This is a genomic window from Arthrobacter sp. 05T45 (assembly GCF_056395875.1).
In genome coordinates, this window is the sequence record NZ_JBFTKI010000008.1 from 1 (window position 1) to 20,387 (window position 20,387).

The following is a 20,387-nucleotide window of genomic DNA, read 5'->3' on the forward strand; positions in this document are numbered from 1 at the left end:
AGTTCACGTTGGACGAACCGGGCCGCTGTGTCCCGGAGGCGTAGGCGGTGATAAACCCGATCAACCGTGGCTCGGTGACGGTGAGGTTGAAGGTCACGGCGGAAACCTTCGCCGGAATCCCGTGGGCCCCGCCGGCCTGGAAGGACACGGTCCCGTCCGGGCGCACTGCAGCAGAAGTCCGCGTGTCCAGTGCCCGGAAGGGCGTGACCGGGACCAAAGCACCCGGCACGGTCGGCTTCGCGTACGTCTCGGCCACCGCGACAGGGGACGTCAGCACGTCGTTTGCCTTCGCCGCTGGCGCGGCCACCGCTGATGCTGCAAGCAAGACACCCAACGCGGCAGCCAGACAGGCGGTCCGCCGCCGAAATTGCGCACTCAAAGCAGCCATGATTCCCCCAAAACATGGCCCCGGGACAGCAGACCGCGGATACTTCTCGCGAAGCTACCACATAAGCGCGCCCCGTCAAGGTCTACTCCCCGGCCCGGCCGCCGCCACTTCGGCGTCGACCGGTCCGCGGGACGATCAGCGCGCCGGCGACGTGCCTGGTGTCGTCGGCGGCATTCCGCCCGAGGCTGCTACCCGATCAGCGCGAGCACCGCGCCGACCGTGACAACCCCGCCCGCTTTGGTGCGGACGTCGGTGACGGTGCCGTCCCGGTGCGCGGAGACCTGGGTTTCCATCTTCATGGCCTCAAGGACCACCACCGGGTCCCCGGCCGATACTTCGGCTCCCGGCTCGACGAGCCATTTCACGACTGTCCCTGCCATGTCCGCACGCAGCTCCCCCGGGTCGCCAGCGGCGGCGGCACCGCCGTCGGACGCTACCGACACTCCGGCGGGCGCTGAGCTGCCCGAGCGGGCCCAGGCGTCGAGCAGATCGGCCGGAAGGCCGACGGCGAGGCGCCTGCCGTCCACGTCGACGGTGATGGTGCGGCGTTCGCCGTCGGGCGCGGTAGTGCTGTAGTCGGGATCGGCAGGGATGCTGTCCGCGAAGTCGGTTTCGATCCAGCGGGTGTGGATGCCGAGGCCGTCCTCGGAGGTGAAGTCCGGGGATTCCAGCACGGCCCGGTGGAACGGTAGCACGGTGGCGACGCCGGTGATCCGCATTTCGGCGAGGGCCCGGCGGGCACGGCGCAGGGCCTGCTGGCGGTCCGCGCCGGTGACGATCAGCTTCGCGAGCAGGGAATCGAACTGCGGCGCGACGAAGGACCCGGAGCGGACGCCGGTGTCGAGGCGGATGCCCGGGCCGGTGGGACCGGCGAATTCGCCGATGGTGCCGGGCGAGGGCAGGAAGCCGCGGCCCACGTCCTCGGCGTTAAGCCGGAATTCGAAGGCGTGTCCGTGCGGTGCCGGGTCTTCGGCCAGGCGCAGCGGCTCCCCCGCGGCGATCCGGAACTGTTCCTGGACGAGGTCGATCCCCGTGGTTTCCTCGGTGATCGGGTGCTCCACCTGGAGCCGGGTGTTGACCTCCAGGAAGGCCACGGTGCCGTCCGCCGCGACGAGGAATTCCACCGTGCCGGCGCCGGAGTAGCCCGCTTCCCGGCAGACGGCCTTGGCGGCGTCGTAGATCAGCGTGGTCTGCTCGTCGGTCAGGAACGGCGCGGGGGCCTCTTCGAGGAGCTTCTGGTGCCGGCGCTGCAGGGAGCAGTCACGGGTTCCGACGACCACGACGTTGCCGTGCGCGTCCGCCAGGACCTGCGCCTCGACGTGGCGCGGACGGTCCAGGTAGCGCTCCACGAAGCACTCGCCCCGGCCGAAGGCGGCAACGGCTTCGCGGACGGCGGAGTCGAAGGCTTCCTCGACCTCGTCGATGATCCGGACCACTTTCATGCCGCGGCCACCGCCGCCGAAGGCGGCCTTGATGGCGATCGGCAGGCCATGCTCTTCGGCGAAGGCGCGGGCCTCGGCCGCCGTGTCGACGGGACCGTCGCTGCCGGCCACCAGGGGTGCGCCGGCCCGGACGGCCGCGTCGCGGGCCGTGATCTTGTTCCCGAGCAGCCGGATCGCGTCCGGGGTCGGACCGATCCAGGTCAGCCCGGCGTCGAGGACGGCCTGGGCAAAGTCGGCGTTTTCGGAGAGGAAGCCGTAGCCGGGGTGGACGGCGTCCGCACCGGACTGGGCCGCCACGGCGAGGAGCTTGGGGATGTTCAGGTACGTGTCCGCGGGCGAGTTGCCGTCCAGGCTGAAGGCCTCATCCGCGGCCGAGACGTGCAGGGCGTCGGCGTCGATGTCGGCGTAGACAGCGACGGACGCCAGCTGCGCGTCGTCGCAGGCCCGGGCTATGCGGACCGCGATTTCTCCACGGTTGGCGATCAGGACCTTGCGCATCAGTTACTCGCTTCTTCTGTGGTGGTGGCGTGTTCAGTAGTGCCGTGTTCGGTGGTGTGTTCGGTGGTGGCGGATTCGGCCCAGCGGAAGCGGATCCTGCCGCCGATCGGGACCTGGGCGGCGAGGTCCAGCTGGGAGTCGACCACCACGGCGATCACCGGGTAGCCGCCGGTGATCGGATGGTCGGCCAGGAAGAGCACGGGCAGGCCCTCCGGCGGGACCTGCAGGGCTCCGGCGACGGTGCCTTCGCTGGGCAGTTCGCCCTGGCGGCTGCGCTGCAGCGGCGTACCGTCCAGCCGCATGCCGACGCGGTTGGACTGTGGCAGCACGGCCCAGTCCTGGGCGGTGAAGGAATCCAGTGCCGCCTGATCGAACCAGTCGGCGCGGGGGCCGGGGACGACGTCGAGGACGGTCACCCCGGTGCCCGGGTAGTCCGGCTGCAGTTCGGGATTTCCGACGACGCCGGTCTCGGCTTCTCCGCCGGCGCCCAGTTGCTGCCCGGCGGCCAGGGGCGCAGGACCGATCCCGGACATGGTGTCCGTGGAGCGGCTGCCCAGTACCGGGGCGGCATCCAGCCCGCCGCGGACCGCGAGGTAGCTGCGGAAGCCGCTGTGCGGCGCACCGATGCTGAGCGTTTCGCCGTCGAGCAGCGCGAAGGGAGTGGCCACCGGCACGGTGCGCTGCCACGTATCGCCGGCGTCGTCCGGTGCGGACGCGATGCTCAGTTCCGACGGCGCCCCGGCGACGGCGAGGACCTGGTCCCCCACGGCCTGGACCTTGAGTCCGCCCGCGACGGTCTCGATGCCGGCTGCGCCGGTGGCGTTGCCGACGAGGCGGTTGGCCCGGCGCAACGAGGCCCGGTCCAGCGCGCCGGCGGCGGAGACGCCCAGGCCGGAGTGGCCGTCCCGGCCGAGGTCCTGGATCAGGCTCTGAAGGCCCGGTGAAACGATCCGGATCCCGGCCATGACGTCCTGCCCGGCAACCGGTTCCGGCGCGGTGCCCTCGGCCGCAGGCACCGCGGCCGGCTCGACAGCTGGCTCGGTGGCTGGCTCGGGGGCCGGCTCGGCCGCTAGGGCGAGTGCATCCCGGACCGGACGGAACTGCACCCGGTGGCCGGGGGCGGCCAGGGCGGGCGGCTCCCGGTCCAAGTCCCACATCTTGGCGTTGGTGCGCCCGATCAGCTGCCAGCCGCCCGGGGAACGGCGCGGGTACACGGCCGAGTAGTTGCCGGCCAGCGCCACGGAGCCCGCGGGAACTGCGGTGCGGGGCGAGCTGCGGCGCGGCACTTCCAGCTGCTGGTTCTCCCCGACCATGTACCCGAATCCTGGGGCGAAGCCGGCGAAGGCCACGGTCCAGATCTGCCCGGAGTGGGCGGCGATCACGCCGTCGGTTCCCAGGCCGGTGAGCCGTCCGACTTCGGCGAGGTCCTCGCCGTCGTACACGGTGTCAATGACCACCAGCTCGCCGTCGCGTTGGACGGGTGCGGTGAGGTCGAGCTGCATCAGGCGGGCGGCGATGCGCCGGGCCGAGGCCGGGGATTCGGCCTTGACCAGGACGGTCTCGGCCGCGGCCAGGATGTCCTGCTGGCCCGGCAGCGGTTTCTCGAGGAGCAGCGCCTGCAGGGCGAGCACGTCCTGGGTGCCGGAGAGCTCAGCGAGGACCGCGCGCGTCCCCACGGCCCGCACGGAGCGGACCTTGTGAACTGCGGTTTCGCCTGCTGCGGCGGCTTGTACCTTCAGGGGTTCCCCTGCTGTCTCAATCACGAGTTGCCTCAATCATTGTGCCGGTGAAATCATGCCGGCGGACAGGATCCGCCGAAGAAGATCCGCGCCGCTCAGGCGCGGGCTTCCTGCAGGAGCCGCTCCTCCTCGTCGGTATGCGGGTTGCGCCCGATGGCCAGCCCGATCACGGTCACGATGGAGGCGACCGCGAGGTAGCCGGCGATCAGGAACCAGTTGCCGCTGACAGCGAAGAGGGCAGTGAAGACCAGCGGTGCGATGGCGCCGCCGACCACGCCGGCCAGGGTGTAAGCCAGCGAACTGCCGGCGTAGCGCAGCCGCGCCGGGAACTGTTCGGTGATGTAAGCCGCCTGCGGGCCATACATGAAGGCGTGGAAGGCCAGCCCGATCACGATTCCGATGGTCAGCGTGAGGACCGACTTGTCCTGAATCATGACGAAGAACAGCGGAATGTAGACAGCGGTTCCGACGGCGGCGATGCCGTATACGAGGCGGCGGTTGACGCGGTCCGTGAGGGCGCCCGCCGCCGGGATCAGGAACAGTTGGAAGGCTGAGCCGATCAGGATGGCGGTCAGTACGTTGCTGGTGCTCATGCCCAGTTCCTTGGTGGCGTACACGGCCATAAAGACGGTGAGCAGGGAGTACAGCACGTCCGGGCTGATGCGGGACAGGGCGGCCGAGACGAGGGCGCGCGGCTCCTTGGTGAAGACCTCCTTGATGGGGGCCTTGGGCTGTTCGCCGTGGGCCTGGATGGCCTTGAAGACGGGAGTTTCCTCGAGCTTCAGCCGGATCAGCAGGCCGAAGCCCACCAACACCGCCGAGGCGAGGAAGGCCACGCGCCAGCCCCAGGAGAGGAACTCTTCGTTGCTGAGCGTCGCGGCGAGCACGGCCAGAACGCCGTTGGCCATCAGGTTGCCGGCGGGCGGGCCAATCTGCGCGGCGGAAGACCAGAAGCCGCGCCGCTTCGCGTCGCCGAATTCGCTCGAGAGCAGCACGGCCCCGCCCCACTCGCCGCCGACGCCGATGCCCTGCGCCAGGCGCAGCAACACGAGGATGATGGGTGCGGCTATACCGATGGTGGCGTAGCCCGGGAGCGCGCCGATCACCACCGTAGCGATGCCGATCAGCAGCAGGGTGGTCACGAGGACCTGCTTGCGGCCGATCTTGTCACCGAGCCGGCCGAAGATCACGCCGCCGATGGGACGGGCGAGGTAGCCAACCGCAAAGGTCGAGAAGGACAGCAGCAGCCCGACGTATTCGTCGTTACCCGGGAAGAAGACCTTGGGGAACACGAGGGCCGAGGCCACGGAGTAGATCGCGAAGTCGTAGTACTCCAGCGAAGTGCCGGTGAGGCTCGCGACATAGGCCTTGAGGGCACCAGGCGGGATCCTCCTCTTGCCGGCGGCCGGGGTGGCCTGATGCGGTGCTGCAGTCATGGTTTTCCTCCAGGTGTGCGGGGTGCTGCCTGTTGCTTGGGTTTAGGTGCGGGTGGTCCCGGCAGAACCGGGGTGTGAAGCGTGAAGCTGCGGCCTAGACGAAGGCGGCGGTGGTGATGTCTGCGGCGTTGAGCGCTTCGCGGACGGCAGCGGCCATGGCGACGGCCCCCGGGGAGTCACCGTGCACGCAGATGCTTTCGGCGCGGATTTTCAGGATGGAGCCGTCGATGGTGCGGATGGCGGAATCGGTGGCCATCCGGAGGACATGCTCAGTGACGAGAGCGGGGTCCTCCAGCACGGCTCCGGGAAGCGTACGGGACACGAGGGTGCCGTCCGGGTTGTAGGCCCGGTCCGCGAAGGCTTCGGTCACCGCGCGGAGGCCGGCGGCCTCGGCCAGGCGCAGCACTTCCGAGCCCGGCAGGCCCAGGATGGGCAGGTTCGGGTCAACGGATTTCACGGCGTCGACGACGGCCTTCGCCTGGCCGGTGTGCGAGACGATCGCATTGTAGAGGCCGCCGTGCGGCTTGACGTACTTGACCGTGCCGCCCTCGACGGCAGCCAGCGCCTGCAGCGCACCGATCTGGTAGACGACGTCGTCGGCCAGTTCGATCGGGTCGATGTCCAGGAAGCGGCGGCCGAAGCCAGCGAGATCGCGGTAGCCGACGTGGGCGCCGATCACGACGCCGGCGGCAACCGCCTCGCGGCAGGTCCGGCGGATGACGCTGGGGTCGCCCGCATGGAATCCGCACGCCACGTTGGCGCTGGAGACCGAGCGGAACATCGCCGAGTCGTCGCCCAGGGTCCAGCGGCCGAAGGACTCGCCAACGTCGCTGTTCAGGTCAATGGTTGCCATTTGTGATCCTCGTCTCATGATAGCCCCCTACTAGGATGCATCAATTTCTCGGATTGTTCAACAATCCGACGATTCAACATTGGGACAATCGTGTAGATTCGGCACTATGACCACTCCCGATGCAGCTGCCGGCTCTGCCCTGGGCGCAGCCGCGGCGCGACTGCGCGTGGCCGTCCCATCCGTGGCGGACCGGGTGGCGGCCGAGCTGCGCCTGCAACTGGCGGAGGGCCTGCTCCTGCCGGGAGCCCGGCTCACGGAGTCGACCATCGCCGAAGACCTGGGCGTCTCCCGCAACACGGTCCGCGAGGCCTTCGCCGAGCTGGCGGCCGAGCGCCTGGTGGTCCGGCACCCCAACCGCGGCGTCTTCGTGGCCAGACTCGAGGCCGGCGACATCCACGACGTCTACACCGTGCGCCGCGCCATTGAAGTCAGTGCGATCCGCGGCGGCGGGAGCCCGGAGCGCGTGGCCGCGGTCCGCGCTGCCGTTGAAGAGGGCAAAGCCGCCGCCGCCGCCAATGACGAGGAGGGCCTGGGCAGCGCCAACCAGCATTTCCATGGCGCGATCGTGGCCCTGGCGGGCAGCCGGCGGCTGGACACGATCATGTCCCAAGTGCTGGCCGAGATGCGGCTGTTCTTCCACAAGGCCACCGTGGACGCGCACTTCTACCGGGGCTACCTGCCGGACAACGAGGAAATCTGCACAGCCCTGGAAGCCGGAGACCTGGACCAAGCCGGCGCGCTGCTGCTGGCCTATTTGAACCGGTCCGAGGAGCGCCAGGCCGCCGTCCACGGCGAGTGAACGATTCCATGGAATCGATTCCATGAATTGGTTTGAGCGCGAAAGGCGGCAGCAGTGATAGGAACATCCATCACATCAAGGACGTGGCGGCACTGGCCGGCGCCTCCCCCGCCACGGCGTCCAGGGTGCTCTCCGGAAACCCGGCAACCTCCGCCGAGTCCCGCCAGAGGGTGGCCGCCACCGTCACCCAGCTGGACTTCCGCCCCAACGCCCAGGCGCGCGCGCTCCGTTCCACCAGGACCAACGTCATCGTGACGGCAGCGCCCCTCAATTCCGCCCCTATGTACTGCGGCTTCGGGCACCGTCCCGCACCACCGAAGGAGCAGGTCCAATGAGCACGGTTTTTGTGGTCGGAAGCCTCAATATCGACCAGAACATCCGCGTCAGCGCCCTGCCCCGGGCGGGCGAAACCGTCCGGGGCTCGGACGCAACGTACAGCCCCGGGGGCAAGGGCGGCAACCAGGCCGTCGCGGCCGCCCGGGCCGGCGCCGCGGTGAGGTTCACCGGCGCCGTCGGCGACGACGCCCATGGCCGGCGGATTCTTGAGGTCCTCGCCGAGGCCGGCATCGATGCCGGCCACGTTCGGGTCAGCGGCACCGCCGCCACCGGAACGGCGGTCATCGCGGTCGATGACCAGGACGAAAACCAGATCATCGTGAGTCCGGGCGCGAACGCCGGGCTTACCGCCGCCGACGTCGAAGCGGGACTCGCCGGCGTCCAGCCCGGCGACGTCCTGGTCCTGCAGCTGGAAATCCCGACGGCGCTGGTCCGGCAGGCCGCGCGGACCGCGAAGAATCGCGGGGCATTCGTCATCCTCAACGCCGCGCCGGCCCCCCGGCAGATCGAGGCGCTGCTCGACGACGTCGACCTCCTGGTGGTGAACGAACAGGAAATCCAGGTTCTCGCGGCCCTCACCGGCCTGGCCGGAATCCAAGGAAACCACCGGGACCTGGTCATGTCGCTCCCGCCCGTCCTGGGGCCCGCCATCGTGTGCACCGCCGGCGCGGAAGGATCCTTCACCGTCGTCGACGGCAGTCCCGTGCACGTGCCGGCAACGAAAGTGGACGCCAGGGACACCACCGGAGCCGGCGACACGTTCGTGGGCTACCTCGCCGCATCCCTCGCCGGCAGCGACCGCGAGATGCCTGCGGCAATGCTCCACGCCACCCATGCCTCCGCTATCGCCGTGACGCGCCCCGGCGCTATGGAATCGATTCCATGGCGCGATGAAGTACCGGCATAGCCGCCAAACCCCGCAGCACCCCGCCTGAACGTCCCGCACTAAGTCCCATACGAAGGAGACCCATGAAAACGCACTCGGGCAACCCGTTCCTGATCGTGCTGGCGTTCGTGATCGGCATCGGCATCATCCACGCGACCTTTACCGGCACGCAGGGCGCCTGGTTCGCGGAGCTGTTCCGGACCAACACCAGGACGTCCGGCGCCTCCATCGGATACCAGGTCGCCGCCTCCATTTCCGGATTCGCGCCCTTCCTCGCCGTGCTCCTGGCCTCCATCTTCGGGTGGGCCAGCGGCGCCTCGCTGTACGTCCTGGTGGGTGTCATTGGCCTGATCGGCGTGCTGAACACCCGCGAAACCTGGGGCGCCAAGGAAAAGGCTGAAGTGGACGCCATCATCGCCGGCGAGCCGGCCGCCGCCGCGGAGGACCAGACGGCGCCATCGGCTGCCCGGTAGCCGCACAGCAAAGACCCGCAATAAACGTCCGACCGGGGCCGGCCTCTTGGAGGCCGGCCCCGGTCGCAGCAGTCTGAAGTATCCCGTGCTACTTTCCGGCCGCAACCGGCGCGGCGGGCCCGGGCGCGGCAGGCACCGGCGCGCAGCCGCAGGACGCGCGCAGGACCAGGTCCACGGGGAAGATCCTGTTCCGGGTGGGAGACACGCCGTCAAAGCCAATGAGCGCTTCGACGGCGGCCTCGGCCATGGCCTGGACGGGCTGCGCGACCGTGCTCAACGGCGGCCAGCTGAACTCCGCCTCAGCCGAGCCGTCGAAGGAGAAGACCGCCAGGTCCTCGGGGACCCGCAGCCCGGCCTCGGACACGGCGCGCAGCAGGCCGACGGCCTGCAGGTCGGAACTGACGAACACGGCGGTGGGTCGGTCCGCGGCCGCGAGCAGCCGCTGCCCGGCCCGGTAGCCGCCCTGCCGGTCGAAGTCACAGCGCAGAATGGGTCCTTCCGGGAGGCCGGCCTCCGCGAGCCCCTGCTGCCACCCGACCTCGCGGGCATCGAGATCATTGCCGGCGTTCATGCCCATGACCAGTGCGATGTTGCGGTGGCCGTGGCCCACCAGGTGCTCGACGGCACGCCGGGAGCCTTCCAGCAGCTCCACGCCGACCGAGTTGAAGCCCGGCACCTCGGTGCTGTGGTTGAGCAGCACGGCGGGGATCTCCGAATGCTCCAGCTCGGTCAGGTCGGGTTCGAACAGCACGCTGGAGAGGAAGACCCCGTCAACGCGGCGGCTCGCGAGGTTCCTGACCTGGCGCCGCTCATTGGCCGCCGATCCGCCCGAGTTCGCCAGCAGCAGGGCATAGCCGCGCGCCGCCGCGGCTTCCTCCACGGCGCGGGCCAAAGTGGCGAAGAAGGGGTTGGTGGTGTCCGGGACCACCATGCCGAGCATCTCGCTGGAGCCAAGTTTCAGTGCCCTCGCCGCGGCGTTCGGACGGTACCCCAGGGCGCTGATGGCCTCGCGGACTTTCGCAGCGGTCACCGGGGAGACCCGCTTGGGGCCGCCGTTCACCACATAGCTGACGACGGCGGTGCTGACGCCCGCCAGCCTGGCCACGTCTTTTCGGGTGATCGTGGGCCTGGCGGAGGCGGGCGAGTGTGGCACAGTGACCATGCTACCGCCGGAGTTCCCCGGCTAAGCCTTCCTCGTTGGTTCCCAGCGCAGGCAGCAGGACGGGGGCGTCGCCGTGGTCCGGCACGGGCAACCGCTCCCCGCCGCGGAGGGCGGACTCGTGCGCCACGATCCCCGGCAGCGTGTAGCGGGCGGCTTCCCAGGCGTTGACGGGCGGGAGCGTTCCCGTGTCGACGGCCGTGGCAAAGTCGTCCACCAGGAAGTGGTGGCTGCCCTCGTGCCCGTTGTGAAGTCCGCGGAACTCGGCCGGAAGCCGGCCGGCGTCATGCACGGGTGCCATTCCGGAGCTGAAGGCGTCCCGCAGTGCCGGTGCGACACTGGCCAGCGAAGGATCGTCGGCAGCCAGCGTGGCCCCGGTGGCCAGTTCCGCGCTGACGTCGGTCACGGACTCCTTGTCCTGCCACACACTGACCGTGGCCAGCTGCTCGAAGCTGGCGTCCGTGCCGAAGTACCGGAAGCGGCTTTCGCGCAGGTGGGAGGGGTAGCCGACGCGGCGCATCTCGTTGATGCGCATGGACCCGCCGGTTGAGAGTTCGAACAGCGCGGTGGCATTGGAGAAGTCGTTGCCGAACATGCTGACATCCTTATCGAACACGCCGTCGCCGCGCTCGTCGGAGACGCCAATGCAGCTGACGCTGACGGCATGGCCGCCGATTGCGCCCAGTACCCCGCCGGTGGAGTGAGTCGGATACAGCATGGGCGGGTAGCTGGCGGTGCGTTTCCAGTCCTCCCCGCCGCTGTACTGGTAGGCCTCGTAGAAGCCGAGATCCATGTCGTGGACGTAGTCGCCCTCGGCGTAGAAGATGCGGCCAAAGGCGCCTTCAGCCTTGCGCTTGCGGGCATAGACGGTGGCGGGGTTGTAGTAGCTTGTCTCGCCCATCATGTAGGTCAGGCCCGTCTCCCGGACAGCCTCGATGATCCGGGCGATCTCGTCCTCGCTGATGGCCATCGGCACTGCCGAATACACATGCTTGCCCGCCCGGAGCGCCTGCAGCACCAGCGGCCCGTGCGTCCAGCGCTGGGTGAAGATCGCCACGGCGTCGAGGCCGCCGTCGAGCATGGCCTCAAAGCTGGGATAGGTCCCCGCCAGGCCGAGCCGCTCCCGGAGGGCCTCGGCCCGTTCCGGCAGGACGTCCGTGACATGGACTTCTGAAATCGCGGGATGGGCGTCGAAGAGTTTGGCGAAGGCGCCTGCGAACTGTCCGGCGCCGACAATGCCTAGTGAGAAAGTCATGCACGCAAGTTTTACACCAGTTTCTACTCGAGTCAATAGCAGAAGATGAGCAGAAAGATTCCTCCCGGAAACATAAAAGAAACGCTTGCGCATAAGAAAGTTACTCGTGTAGATTCAGGCCTCAGTTGTAATCCACGTCACAGCATCCACGTAACTGCGGAGGACCCATCAATGACCACCACAACTGCCCGCGGAGCCGTTCCGGCCCGCAAGGCGCCCGGCACGGGAACGGGCAATGCTGCCCCCCGCGGCCGGCGCCGAACCCGCAGCGACCTGAGGGTCGCCCTTCTCTTCATCGCCCCGGCCTTGCTCGGCTTCGTTGCCTTCTACCTGGTGCCGAGCATCCGCGGCGTCTACCTCAGCTTCACCGAGTACAGCGTTTTGGGCGATCCCACCTGGATCGGCACCAAAAACTACACCGCGATCTTCGCGGACGATCTCTTCTGGAACGCCATGGCCGTGACGGTCCAGTACGTGGCACTGAACATCGGCTTCCAGACCGTCATCGCGCTCGGACTTGCCCTGCTGATGCACAACGTCGCCAAGTCCACGCTAATCCGCGGCGCCCTGCTGCTGCCCTTCCTGGTGGCGAACGTGATCGTCGCGCTGCTCTGGTTCTGGATGCTCGACTACCAGCTGGGAATCGTCAACGAGGTCATCAACTGGCTGGGCCTGCCGCGCATCGCCTTCTTCGGCAGCGAGCAATGGGCCATCCCCACCATCGCCGGCGTCAATGTCTGGCGGCACATGGGCTACACCGCCCTGCTGATCTTCGCCGGCCTGCAGTCCATCCCCAACCACGTGTACGAGGTCGCCTCGCTCGACGGCGCCTCCCCGACCCGGACCTTCTGGAGCATCACGATGCCGCTCCTGCGCCCGGTGCTGGTGTTGGTCCTGGTGGTCACCGTCATCGGCTCCTTCCAGGTCTTCGACACCGTGGCAGTGACCACGGGCGGCGGCCCGATCAATGCCTCCCGCGTCATCCAGATGTACATCTACCAGAAGGCCTTCGGTGAATCCGACTTCGGCTACGCCTCGGCCCTGTCCGTCATTCTCTTCGTCATTCTCGCTCTCGTGGCCTTCGTCCAGATGAAGTTCCTCAAGGGCAACGAATCGGATCTGGACTAAGGAACCCCAGCCATGACTACCCTCGCCCCTTCCCGCAAGAAGCCCGCCACCTCCGCTCCCGCTCCCAGGAAGCCGGTCAACTGGCGCCGCGTCGGCGCCTGGACCCTCGTCGCCATTGCCGTCGCCGTGACGATCGCGCCGTTCCTCTGGATGCTCCGCACCGCACTGTCCAGCAACGCCTCCCTGGCCTCGAATGCCAGCAACCTCCTGCCGGCCGATTTCAGCCTCGGCGCCTTCAAGCGGGTCCTGGGGCTGCAGAGCCCCGAGGAAGCAATCGCCGAGGGAGGCTCCGGCGCCGCCATCAACTTCTGGCTGTACCTGCGGAACTCCGTCATCTTCGCCACCGTCACCACCGCCGGGCAGGTCTTCTTCAGCGCGATGGCCGCCTACGCCTTCTCCCGGCTCCGCTGGCCGGGCCGGAACGTGGTGTTCGGCCTGTTCCTGGCCACCATGATGGTCCCGCCGATCTTCACAGCCCTGCCCAACTTCCTGATGATCAAGAACCTCGGCCTGCTCAATACCTTCGCCGGTCTGGCCCTGCCGTTCCTGTTCATGACCCCCTTCGCCATCTTCTTCCTGCGCCAGTTCTTCCTCTCCATGTCCCGCGAGGTGGAAGAGGCCGCCATGCTCGACGGCGCCAAGCACGTGCGGATCTTCTTCCAGATCGTGCTCCCGAACGCCGCGGCCCCCCTGGCCACCCTTGCGCTGCTGACCTTCATCGGCCAATGGAACGAGTACTTCTGGCCGCTGCTGGTGGGCCAGGACGAAAGCGTCCGCGTCCTCACCGTGGGCCTGGGCGTCTTCAAGTCCCAGTCCCCGCAGGGCGCCCCCGACTGGTCCGGCCTGATGGCCGCCACCCTGATCGCGGCCCTGCCCGTCCTCCTGCTCTTCATCGCCTTCGGCAAGCGGGTGGTCAACTCCATCGGCTTCTCCGGCATCAAGTAACCCCGGCCCAACACGCAGTGCCCCGTTAACAAACATTCCCCTCAAAGAAGCACTTCCATGAAAGGTCCACCATGAAGAAGACCCTCGGCGCCGTCGCTGCCGCTGCAGCCATCGCCATCTCCCTCTCCGCCTGCGGCGGGTCCGCCCCGGCATCCTCCGAAGCCAAGGGGGAGATCAACTACTGGCTCTGGGACGCCAACCAGCTCCCGGCCTACCAGCAGTGCGCCGACGATTTCACCAAGGCCAACCCGGATATCAAGGTCAAGATCACCCAGCGCGGCTGGGACGACTACTGGACCACCCTGACCAACGGCTTCATTGCCGGCACGGCGCCGGATGTCTTCACCGACCACCTCTCCAAGTACCCCGAGTACGCGGCGAAGAAGCAGCTCCTGGCCCTCGATGACGCCGTGGCCAAGGACGGCATCAAGCTGGACAGCTACACCAAGGGCCTGGCCGAGCTCTGGGTCGGCCAGGACGGGAAGCGCTACGGGCTGCCCAAGGACTGGGACACTGTAGGCCTCTTCTACAACAAGGCCATGACCGACTCCGCCGGTCTCACCGCCGAGCAGATGGCTACCCTGGACTGGAACCCGCAGGACGGCGGCAGCTACGAAAAAGCCATCGCCCACCTGACCGTGGACAAGCGCGGCAAGCGCGGCGACGAGGCCGGCTTCGACAAGAACAACGTGGCCGTCTACGGCCTCGGCCTGGAGTCCTCCGGCTCGGGCCAGGGCCAGACGCAGTGGAGCTTCCTCAGCGCCACCACCGGCTGGACCCACACCGACAAGAACCCCTGGGGCACCAAGTTCAACTACGACGACCCCAAGTTCCAGGAGACCATTGCCTGGTGGGCCGGCCTGGCGGACAAGGGCTACATGCCCAAGCTTGAAACCACGGTAGGCGCCAGCATGTCGGACAACTTCGGCGCCGGCAAGGCCGCCATCAACACCTCGGGCGACTGGCTGATCGGCCAGTACACCGGATACAAGGGTATCCAGACCGGCTTCGCACCCACCCCGACAGGGCCGGACGGCAAGCGTGCAAGCATGTTCAACGGCCTGGCCGACTCCATCTGGGCCGGCACCAAGAAGCCCGCAGCAGCCACCAAGTGGGTTGAATACCTCGCTTCCACCGCCTGCCAGGACGTCGTAGCTTCCAAGGCCGTCGTGTTCCCGGCTCTCACCAGCTCCTCCGAGAAGGCAGCCGAAGCGTTCAAGGCCAAGGGCACCGACGTCTCCGCCTTCACCACCCACGTCAAGGAAGGAACCACGTTCCTGTTCCCGATCGCGGACAAGGCGGCCAAGGTAGACGGCATCATGAAGCCGGCTATGGACGCCGTCCTCTCCGGCAAGCAGCCGGCCAGCTCCCTCTCGCAGGCCAACGAGCAGGTCAACTCACTTTTCAACAAGTAAGCCTGTTCAACAAGTAAGCCCCTGAAGCCACAGCCGCCCGCAACGGCGGCGCCCGGTGCGCGGGGTCCCCAACCCGGGATCCCGCGCACCAGCACCTGACTTCCGCACTACTGAAAGCGAATCCCCATGCACCCCGTGCACCTGCGTTCTGCCGGCACCAGCGTCCTGCTGGCCTTCGACTCCGGCGAGGCCGAGATCGTCCATTGGGGCGCCGACCTCGGGGAGAACCTCCCCGATCTGGCGATCCTCCACGGGGCCGTCCAGCACTCCGCCCTCGACATCCCCGTCACCGCCGGACTGCTCCCTCAGGCCTCCTCCGGCTGGGCCGGGCGGCCGGGCCTGCGCGGGCACCGGAACGCCGCCGGCGGCCCCGGCCTGGACTTCTCGCCGGCCCTGCGGGTGGTTGCCGCCCAAGTGCAGGACGGCGGGCGCACGGTGGTGATCATCCACCTGGACTCCGAGGCCGGGCTGGAGGTCAGTTCCGAACTCACCCTGCACCCCGGCGGCCTCCTGGAGCTGGCTCACACGCTGACCAACAGCGGCACTGCCGAATACCAGCTCGACGAACTCGCCACGGTGCTGCCGGTGCCGCGGGACGCCACGGAACTGCTCGACCTCACCGGACGCTGGTGCCGCGAAAACCACCCGCAGCGGCACGCCGTCCAGCAGGGCACCTGGGTCCGCACCGGCCGGCACGGCCGGACCGGCCACGACTCGTCCCTGCTGGTGGCAGCCGGGACCGCCGGCTTCGCCAACCGCACAGGCCAGGTCTGGGCCACGCACCTGGGCTGGAGCGGCAACCACGAGCAGTACCTCGACAGCCTCGCGGACGGCCGGCGCATGCTTGGTGCCGCCGAGCTGCTCGGCTCCGCCGAAGTGGTGCTGCGCCCCGGCGGCAGCTACCGGACGCCGTCGCTCTATGCCGCCTACTCCGGCCGCGGCCTGGACGGCATCACCGAGGCCTTCTACCACTGGTTCCGTGCCCGGCCGCAGCATGTGGACACCACCTCCGGCCGGGTCCGCCCGGTGGTGCTGAACACCTGGGAGGCCGTCTACTTCGACCACCGCCTCGAGCCCCTGCTCGAACTCGCCGAAGCGGCCGCCGGCCTCGGCGTGGAACGCTTCGTCCTCGACGACGGCTGGTTCCGCGGCCGCCGCGATGATCACGCGGGCCTTGGCGACTGGTACGTCGACGAGGGCATGTGGCCCGAGGGCCTCACGCCGCTGATCGACGCGGTCACCGGCCACGGCATGGAGTTTGGGCTGTGGGTGGAGCCGGAGATGGTCAACCTGGACTCCGACGTCGCGCGCGAGCACCCGGACTGGATCGTGGGCCCGTCGCTGCTTTCCCACAAGGACGGCGGCCGGCTTCCGCACGCCTGGCGCCATCAGCACGTCCTGGACCTCGCCAACCCGGAGGCCTGGCAGTACATCTACGGCCGCCTCGATGCCCTGTTGCGCGAGAACAACATCGCCTACCTCAAATGGGACCAGAACCGCGACCTCACCGAGCACGGCCGCGGCGGCCGGCCGTCCGTCCACGAGCAGACGCTGGCCGCGTACCGTCTCTTCGACGCGCTCAAGGCAGCCCACCCTGACGTGGAGATTGAAAGCTGCTCCTCCGGCGGGGCCCGCGTGGATCTCGGCATCCTGCAGCGAACCGACCGGGTGTGGGCCTCGGACTGCAACGATGCCCTGGAGCGCCAGACCATCCAGCGCTGGACCCAGGCCGTCCTCCCCCCCGAACTCGTCGGATCACACATCGGCCCCACCACCTCGCACACCACGGCCCGCACCCACGACATCTCCTTCCGCGCCATCACGGCCCTCTTTGGCCATTTCGGCATGGAGTGGGACATCCGCGCAGCCACGGACGAGGAACGGGCCACGCTGCGCCGCGCCATCGCGCTCTACAAGCGCCACCGCGCACTGCTTCACTCCGGCAAGCGCGTCAACGCGGACACCGCCGAGCCCCCCCTGAGGGTCCACGGTGTAGTTGCGCACGACGCCGGCGAGGCCCTGTTCGCTGCCGTGTCCCTGGCCTCCGCCCCGGCTGAGGTTCCCGGACTGGCCTCACTGCCGGGCCTTGACCCGAAGCGGAACTACCGCGTCCGGGCCGAACTGCCTACCCTTCTCGACGGCGACTACGCGCACACCTTTACCCAGATCCGGCCGCCGGCCTGGCTGGAAGACGGGGCCGTTGCCACCGGCGCCTTCCTGCAGCACGTCGGCCTGCCCCTGCCGGTCCTGAACCCGGAGCACGCCCTGCTCCTCCACGTCCAGGCCCTCTGACCGTCAGGTCCCGCCACCTGCTTCCGGGTCGGGCACCGACGTCCCCTCACTTTCGAAGGAACCCCATGACCAGCATCATCAGCCGCAGCGACGCCCCGGCGTCGGTGTCCGCGGTGACCAGTACGCGCCTCGCCGACGGGCGCGAGCTCCTGTATTTCGACGACACTTCCCATCCCCTGCAGCGCCCGTCAAGGGACCGCCGCGACCTTCCCGAGCGCGGCCCGTCCGGGGAAATCCGGTACGACGCGCTGACCGGGGAGTGGGTGGCGGTCGCCGCGCACCGGCAACACAGGACGCATCTTCCGCCGGCGGACGAGTGCCCGCTGTGCCCGAGCACTGACGCGCGGCCCTCGGAGATCCCGGCGGATTACGACGTCGCCGTGTTTGAAAACCGCTTCCCCTCACTCGGCCCGGATCTCGCCGCCGCCCCGGCAACGCCGGGCTGGGGTACCCGCGGGACCGCCGGCGGCCGGTGCGAGGTCGTAGCCTTCACACCCGAGCACACCGGGACGTTCGCCGCCCTCAGCACCCGGCGGGTGCGCACCGTGATCGACGCCTGGGCGCACCGCACCGAGGCCCTGAGCGCGCTGCCCGGCGTGGCGCAGGTGTTCTGTTTCGAGAACCGCGGCCAGGACATCGGCGTGACACTGCACCATCCGCACGGCCAGATCTACGCCTACCCCTACGTCACGCCGAGGACCGCGGTGATGGCCGCGGCCGCCCGGCAGTTCCATGAGGCGGCAGGCGGGACGGCCACCCTGACCGGGGCGATTTTGGCGAGTGAACGTGCCGACGGCGCCCGGATGGTGCTCGAGAGCGATTTCTTCAGCGCCTACGTGCCGTTCGCGGCGCGCTGGCCGCTGGAAATCCATCTGGTCCCGCACCGCCAGGTTCCGGACCTCGCCGCGCTGACCGGCGCCGAGCGTGACGAGCTCGCCGTCCTGTATCCGGACCTGCTGGGCCGCCTCGACAGCCTCTACGGCAGCCCGACGCCGTATATCAGCGCCTGGCACCAGGCCCCCCTTGACCCGGTGCTGCGCCGGTCCGGGTACCTGCACCTGCAGCTCACCTCCCCCCGGCGGGCCGCGGACAAACTCAAGTTCCTGGCCGGCTCCGAGGCCGCCATGGGCGCCTTCATCAACGACACGACTCCCGAAGAGGTTGCGGCCCGGCTCCGGGACGCCAGGAAAGGAACGGCATGACCACCACCGACACCGCAGGAACGGCCCTGGCGGACGCGGTGACCCGCGCCTTTGCCGGCCACTTCGGCCATGACGCCGACGGCGTGTGGCAGGCGCCGGGACGGGTTAACCTGATCGGCGAGCACACGGACTACAACGACGGCCTTGTCCTGCCGTTCGCCATCAACCGCACCACCACCGTGGCCGTGTCGGCCCGGGCGGACCGCACCGTGCGGCTGGCCTCGGCGTTCGCGGCCGCTGACCCGGTCGAATTCGATCTGGATACCTTCGCCCCGGACCAGGCGGCCGGCTGGTCCGCGTACCCGGCCGGAGTGGCGTGGGAGCTGGAACGTGCCGGCATCACGGTGCCGGGCTTTGACCTGTACGTGACCTCCGATGTCCCGGTCGGCGCCGGGCTGTCTTCCTCCGCCGCCCTGGAATGCGCCGTCGCGTTGGCCCTCTCCGACCTCACCGGAGCGGGCCTGGGCCGGGCCGAACTGGCGGACATCGGGCGGCGGGCCGAAAACAACGTCGTCGGCGCCCCCACCGGGATCATGGATCAGTCCGCGTCGATGCTCGGCACCCGGGACTGCGCGGTCTACCTGGACTGCCGCGAACTCAGCTCCCGCCCGGTGCCGCTCGGCCTGGAGGAGTCCGGGCTTCTCTGCCTGGTGATCGACACCAAGGTCTCGCACGCCCATGCCACCGGCGGGTACGCCGAACGCCGGTCCTCCTGCGTCCGCGGCGCCCGGGCCCTGGGCGTCGGCGCCCTTCGCGATCTTGACGCCGCCGATCTGCCGCGGGCCGGGCGCGTCCTCGACGACGTGACGTTCCGCCGGGTCCGGCACATTGTCACCGAGAACGAACGGGTCGCCCGGGCCGCGGAACTGCTCACGTCCCATGGGCCGCTGGCAATCGGAGACCTGCTGGACGCCAGCCACCGCTCCATGCGGGACGACTTCGAAATCTCCTGCCCGGAACTGAACCTCGCCGTTGACACCGCGCGCGCCAACGGGGCCATCGGGGCCCGGATGACCGGCGGCGGGTTCGGCGGCTCCGCCATCGCCCTGGTTCCAGTGGACGACGCCGATCAGGTCCGGTCCGCGGTCCTGGCCGGCTTCGCCGCCCGCGGGCTGCAGGCGCCCGATGTCTTCGCCGTCCTGCCGGCAGAGGGGGCGCGCCGGCTGTGATCAGGCCGCCGGCCGGGTGGTCAGCGCCCGAAGCCGGCGCAGCGCAGTCCTCTGCTGGGTCCCAGCCATCAGTACTTCCTCAGATCCAGCGGATCCTGGCCGTACCAGCGCTTGCGCAGCAGGGCGGTGGCGGCTCCCAGAACACACCTCAGTTCCTCCGTGCTGTTCGAGAGCGACCTCAGCACCAGCCCGGCCGTTCCCAGCACGGCGGCGGTGAGCGAGATGCCGGTATGGGCACCGAGCCCGGCCGTGATCTCGTGGAGTTCGTCGGCAAGGGCTTGGTCCACCCGCGGGTCCACCACGATCAGCGACCCCAGATGGCTGAAGCCCTCCATGAACGCCAGGCCCGTCACATCGCCCAGGGGCGGCCGGATGAGCACGTTGTCCAGGGCCAGCAGCCCGCCCGCCTCCCCGACGGACGCCTCCGACTCGACCCGGATCTCGGTCCGCAACCGCAGCTCCTCGTACCGGAACGAGGCCCCGTCCGGCGACCACCCCGGGGTCACAATTTCGGCCATGATGAGGCTCGACGACGGCCGCACCGTCACGTGCGTATTCTGCCGGTAGCTGGCCTCCCGGTAGGCGATCACCTGATCCGGGGCGAGCTCCAACCGGGCCCCCTCCCCGAGCCGCAGCCGCATCCTCTGCTCGGCAAACGAGTCCGGAGTCCGGTAGATCTTGGTGGCCGACTGCGTGGCGAGCAGCAGCTTCGCCCCATCGGCCACCTCCACGTCAATCACATACAGGTCAGCGCCCAGATAGGCACCGCCAGGATTGACGAGCACATAACAAACCTGCCCGCTGCCATCCAAGTAATGCGGCCGCAAAACCCTCAAAGCCCCCCGATGGAACTGATGCGTGGCGACACAACGTCCGCCCCGATTTTCGACGACGAGTTCCAGTTCCCCCATCGGCGACTTAACCGCTGAGGCGGCGAGGCCGGATTTTGGGGCCGCGGCGTGGCGGGCACCG

At 68.9% G+C, this 20,387-nt stretch carries 18 protein-coding genes; 10 read left to right on the forward strand and 8 right to left on the reverse strand.

What is annotated here, in order from left to right:
- From AC1DGD_RS10235 to AC1DGD_RS10255, 5 genes are all read right to left on the reverse strand, one after another.
- Positions 1-277, reverse strand: a 277-nt coding sequence (locus AC1DGD_RS10235) for a hypothetical protein (RefSeq protein WP_476856731.1), incomplete at its 3' end; no start/stop codon positions are given.
- A gap of 299 nt (positions 278-576) precedes the next feature.
- Positions 577-2,328, reverse strand: coding sequence for an acetyl/propionyl/methylcrotonyl-CoA carboxylase subunit alpha (locus AC1DGD_RS10240; protein WP_476856732.1), 1,752 nt, complete (start codon positions 2,326-2,328; stop codon positions 577-579).
- Positions 2,328-4,004, reverse strand: a complete 1,677-nt coding sequence (locus AC1DGD_RS10245) for a 5-oxoprolinase subunit B/C family protein (RefSeq protein WP_476856792.1) — start codon at positions 4,002-4,004, stop codon at positions 2,328-2,330. Before AC1DGD_RS10245 ends, AC1DGD_RS10240 begins: the two co-directional genes overlap by 1 nt.
- Before the next feature lie 158 nt (positions 4,005-4,162).
- Complete coding sequence (locus AC1DGD_RS10250) at positions 4,163-5,503, reverse strand: MFS transporter (protein ID WP_476856733.1); 1,341 nt, start codon at positions 5,501-5,503, stop codon at positions 4,163-4,165.
- Between the two features lie 94 nt (positions 5,504-5,597).
- Complete coding sequence (locus AC1DGD_RS10255; protein ID WP_223914816.1) at positions 5,598-6,356, reverse strand: LamB/YcsF family protein; 759 nt, start codon at positions 6,354-6,356, stop codon at positions 5,598-5,600.
- 106 nt (positions 6,357-6,462) lie between these two features.
- On the opposite strand from AC1DGD_RS10255, the gene AC1DGD_RS10260 reads away from it, so the two are divergent.
- From AC1DGD_RS10260 to AC1DGD_RS10275, 4 genes are all read left to right on the forward strand, one after another.
- Positions 6,463-7,155, forward strand: a complete 693-nt coding sequence (locus AC1DGD_RS10260) for a GntR family transcriptional regulator (RefSeq protein WP_230007789.1) — start codon at positions 6,463-6,465, stop codon at positions 7,153-7,155.
- 32 nt (positions 7,156-7,187) lie between these two features.
- On the forward strand, positions 7,188-7,490 hold the full coding sequence (locus tag AC1DGD_RS10265; RefSeq protein ID WP_476856734.1) for a LacI family DNA-binding transcriptional regulator: 303 nt from the start codon (positions 7,188-7,190) through the stop codon (positions 7,488-7,490).
- Positions 7,487-8,398, forward strand: a complete 912-nt coding sequence (locus AC1DGD_RS10270; protein ID WP_230007791.1) for a ribokinase — start codon at positions 7,487-7,489, stop codon at positions 8,396-8,398. Before AC1DGD_RS10265 ends, AC1DGD_RS10270 begins: the two co-directional genes overlap by 4 nt.
- 62 nt (positions 8,399-8,460) lie before the next feature.
- Positions 8,461-8,850 (forward strand): hypothetical protein, encoded by a 390-nt coding sequence (locus AC1DGD_RS10275; RefSeq protein WP_476856735.1) that lies wholly within the window; start codon positions 8,461-8,463, stop codon positions 8,848-8,850.
- An 88-nt stretch (positions 8,851-8,938) separates the two neighbouring features.
- On the opposite strand, the gene AC1DGD_RS10280 is transcribed toward AC1DGD_RS10275, so the two are convergent.
- Positions 8,939-10,012, reverse strand: a complete 1,074-nt coding sequence (locus tag AC1DGD_RS10280; protein WP_476856736.1) for a LacI family DNA-binding transcriptional regulator — start codon at positions 10,010-10,012, stop codon at positions 8,939-8,941.
- A 1-nt stretch (position 10,013) separates the two neighbouring features.
- The gene (locus AC1DGD_RS10285) at positions 10,014-11,264 is read right to left on the reverse strand and encodes a Gfo/Idh/MocA family protein (RefSeq protein WP_476856737.1); all 1,251 of its coding nucleotides are present in this window, start codon (positions 11,262-11,264) and stop codon (positions 10,014-10,016) included.
- 171 nt (positions 11,265-11,435) lie between these two features.
- On the opposite strand from AC1DGD_RS10285, the gene AC1DGD_RS10290 reads away from it, so the two are divergent.
- The 6 genes from AC1DGD_RS10290 to galK all read left to right on the forward strand — a co-directional run bounded on the left by AC1DGD_RS10290 (position 11,436) and on the right by galK (position 19,415).
- Positions 11,436-12,392 carry a carbohydrate ABC transporter permease gene (locus AC1DGD_RS10290; protein ID WP_476856738.1) on the forward strand — a complete coding sequence of 319 codons (957 nt, stop codon included), beginning with the start codon at positions 11,436-11,438 and terminating at the stop codon, positions 12,390-12,392.
- Between the two features lie 12 nt (positions 12,393-12,404).
- Positions 12,405-13,337 carry a carbohydrate ABC transporter permease gene (locus tag AC1DGD_RS10295; RefSeq protein WP_476856739.1) on the forward strand — a complete coding sequence of 311 codons (933 nt, stop codon included), beginning with the start codon at positions 12,405-12,407 and terminating at the stop codon, positions 13,335-13,337.
- Positions 13,338-13,408: 71 nt separating this feature from the next.
- Positions 13,409-14,752, forward strand: a complete 1,344-nt coding sequence (locus AC1DGD_RS10300) for an ABC transporter substrate-binding protein (RefSeq protein WP_230008475.1) — start codon at positions 13,409-13,411, stop codon at positions 14,750-14,752.
- A 126-nt stretch (positions 14,753-14,878) separates the two neighbouring features.
- Positions 14,879-17,044: an alpha-galactosidase gene (locus AC1DGD_RS10305; RefSeq protein ID WP_476856740.1), complete on the forward strand. Its 2,166-nt coding sequence runs from the start codon at positions 14,879-14,881 to the stop codon at positions 17,042-17,044.
- 65 nt (positions 17,045-17,109) lie between these two features.
- A complete protein-coding gene (galT, locus tag AC1DGD_RS10310) occupies positions 17,110-18,246 on the forward strand; it encodes a galactose-1-phosphate uridylyltransferase (protein WP_476856741.1) in 1,137 nt (378 codons plus the stop codon).
- Positions 18,243-19,415: a galactokinase gene (gene galK, locus AC1DGD_RS10315; protein ID WP_476856742.1), complete on the forward strand. Its 1,173-nt coding sequence runs from the start codon at positions 18,243-18,245 to the stop codon at positions 19,413-19,415. Before galT ends, galK begins: the two co-directional genes overlap by 4 nt.
- A gap of 68 nt (positions 19,416-19,483) precedes the next feature.
- On the opposite strand, the gene AC1DGD_RS10320 is transcribed toward galK, so the two are convergent.
- Positions 19,484-20,200: an urease accessory protein UreD gene (locus AC1DGD_RS10320; protein WP_476856743.1), complete on the reverse strand. Its 717-nt coding sequence runs from the start codon at positions 20,198-20,200 to the stop codon at positions 19,484-19,486.
- Positions 20,201-20,387 lie beyond the last annotated feature (187 nt).

Bases quoted from the DNA above. Each gene is read 5' to 3' on its own strand.
- galK (WP_476856742.1), top strand. From the start codon at position 18,243: ATGACCACCACCGACACCGCAGGAACGGCCCTGGCGGACGCGGTGACC.
- AC1DGD_RS10285 (WP_476856737.1), bottom strand. From the start codon at position 11,264: ATGACTTTCTCACTAGGCATTGTCGGCGCCGGACAGTTCGCAGGCGCC.
- AC1DGD_RS10270 (WP_230007791.1), top strand. From the start codon at position 7,487: ATGAGCACGGTTTTTGTGGTCGGAAGCCTCAATATCGACCAGAACATC.
- AC1DGD_RS10290 (WP_476856738.1), top strand. From the start codon at position 11,436: ATGACCACCACAACTGCCCGCGGAGCCGTTCCGGCCCGCAAGGCGCCC.
- AC1DGD_RS10280 (WP_476856736.1), bottom strand. From the start codon at position 10,012: ATGGTCACTGTGCCACACTCGCCCGCCTCCGCCAGGCCCACGATCACC.
- AC1DGD_RS10250 (WP_476856733.1), bottom strand. From the start codon at position 5,503: ATGACTGCAGCACCGCATCAGGCCACCCCGGCCGCCGGCAAGAGGAGG.
- AC1DGD_RS10255 (WP_223914816.1), bottom strand. From the start codon at position 6,356: ATGGCAACCATTGACCTGAACAGCGACGTTGGCGAGTCCTTCGGCCGC.
- galT (WP_476856741.1), top strand. From the start codon at position 17,110: ATGACCAGCATCATCAGCCGCAGCGACGCCCCGGCGTCGGTGTCCGCG.
- AC1DGD_RS10260 (WP_230007789.1), top strand. From the start codon at position 6,463: ATGACCACTCCCGATGCAGCTGCCGGCTCTGCCCTGGGCGCAGCCGCG.
- AC1DGD_RS10300 (WP_230008475.1), top strand. From the start codon at position 13,409: ATGAAGAAGACCCTCGGCGCCGTCGCTGCCGCTGCAGCCATCGCCATC.
- AC1DGD_RS10275 (WP_476856735.1), top strand. From the start codon at position 8,461: ATGAAAACGCACTCGGGCAACCCGTTCCTGATCGTGCTGGCGTTCGTG.
- AC1DGD_RS10295 (WP_476856739.1), top strand. From the start codon at position 12,405: ATGACTACCCTCGCCCCTTCCCGCAAGAAGCCCGCCACCTCCGCTCCC.
- AC1DGD_RS10305 (WP_476856740.1), top strand. From the start codon at position 14,879: ATGCACCCCGTGCACCTGCGTTCTGCCGGCACCAGCGTCCTGCTGGCC.
- AC1DGD_RS10240 (WP_476856732.1), bottom strand. From the start codon at position 2,328: ATGCGCAAGGTCCTGATCGCCAACCGTGGAGAAATCGCGGTCCGCATA.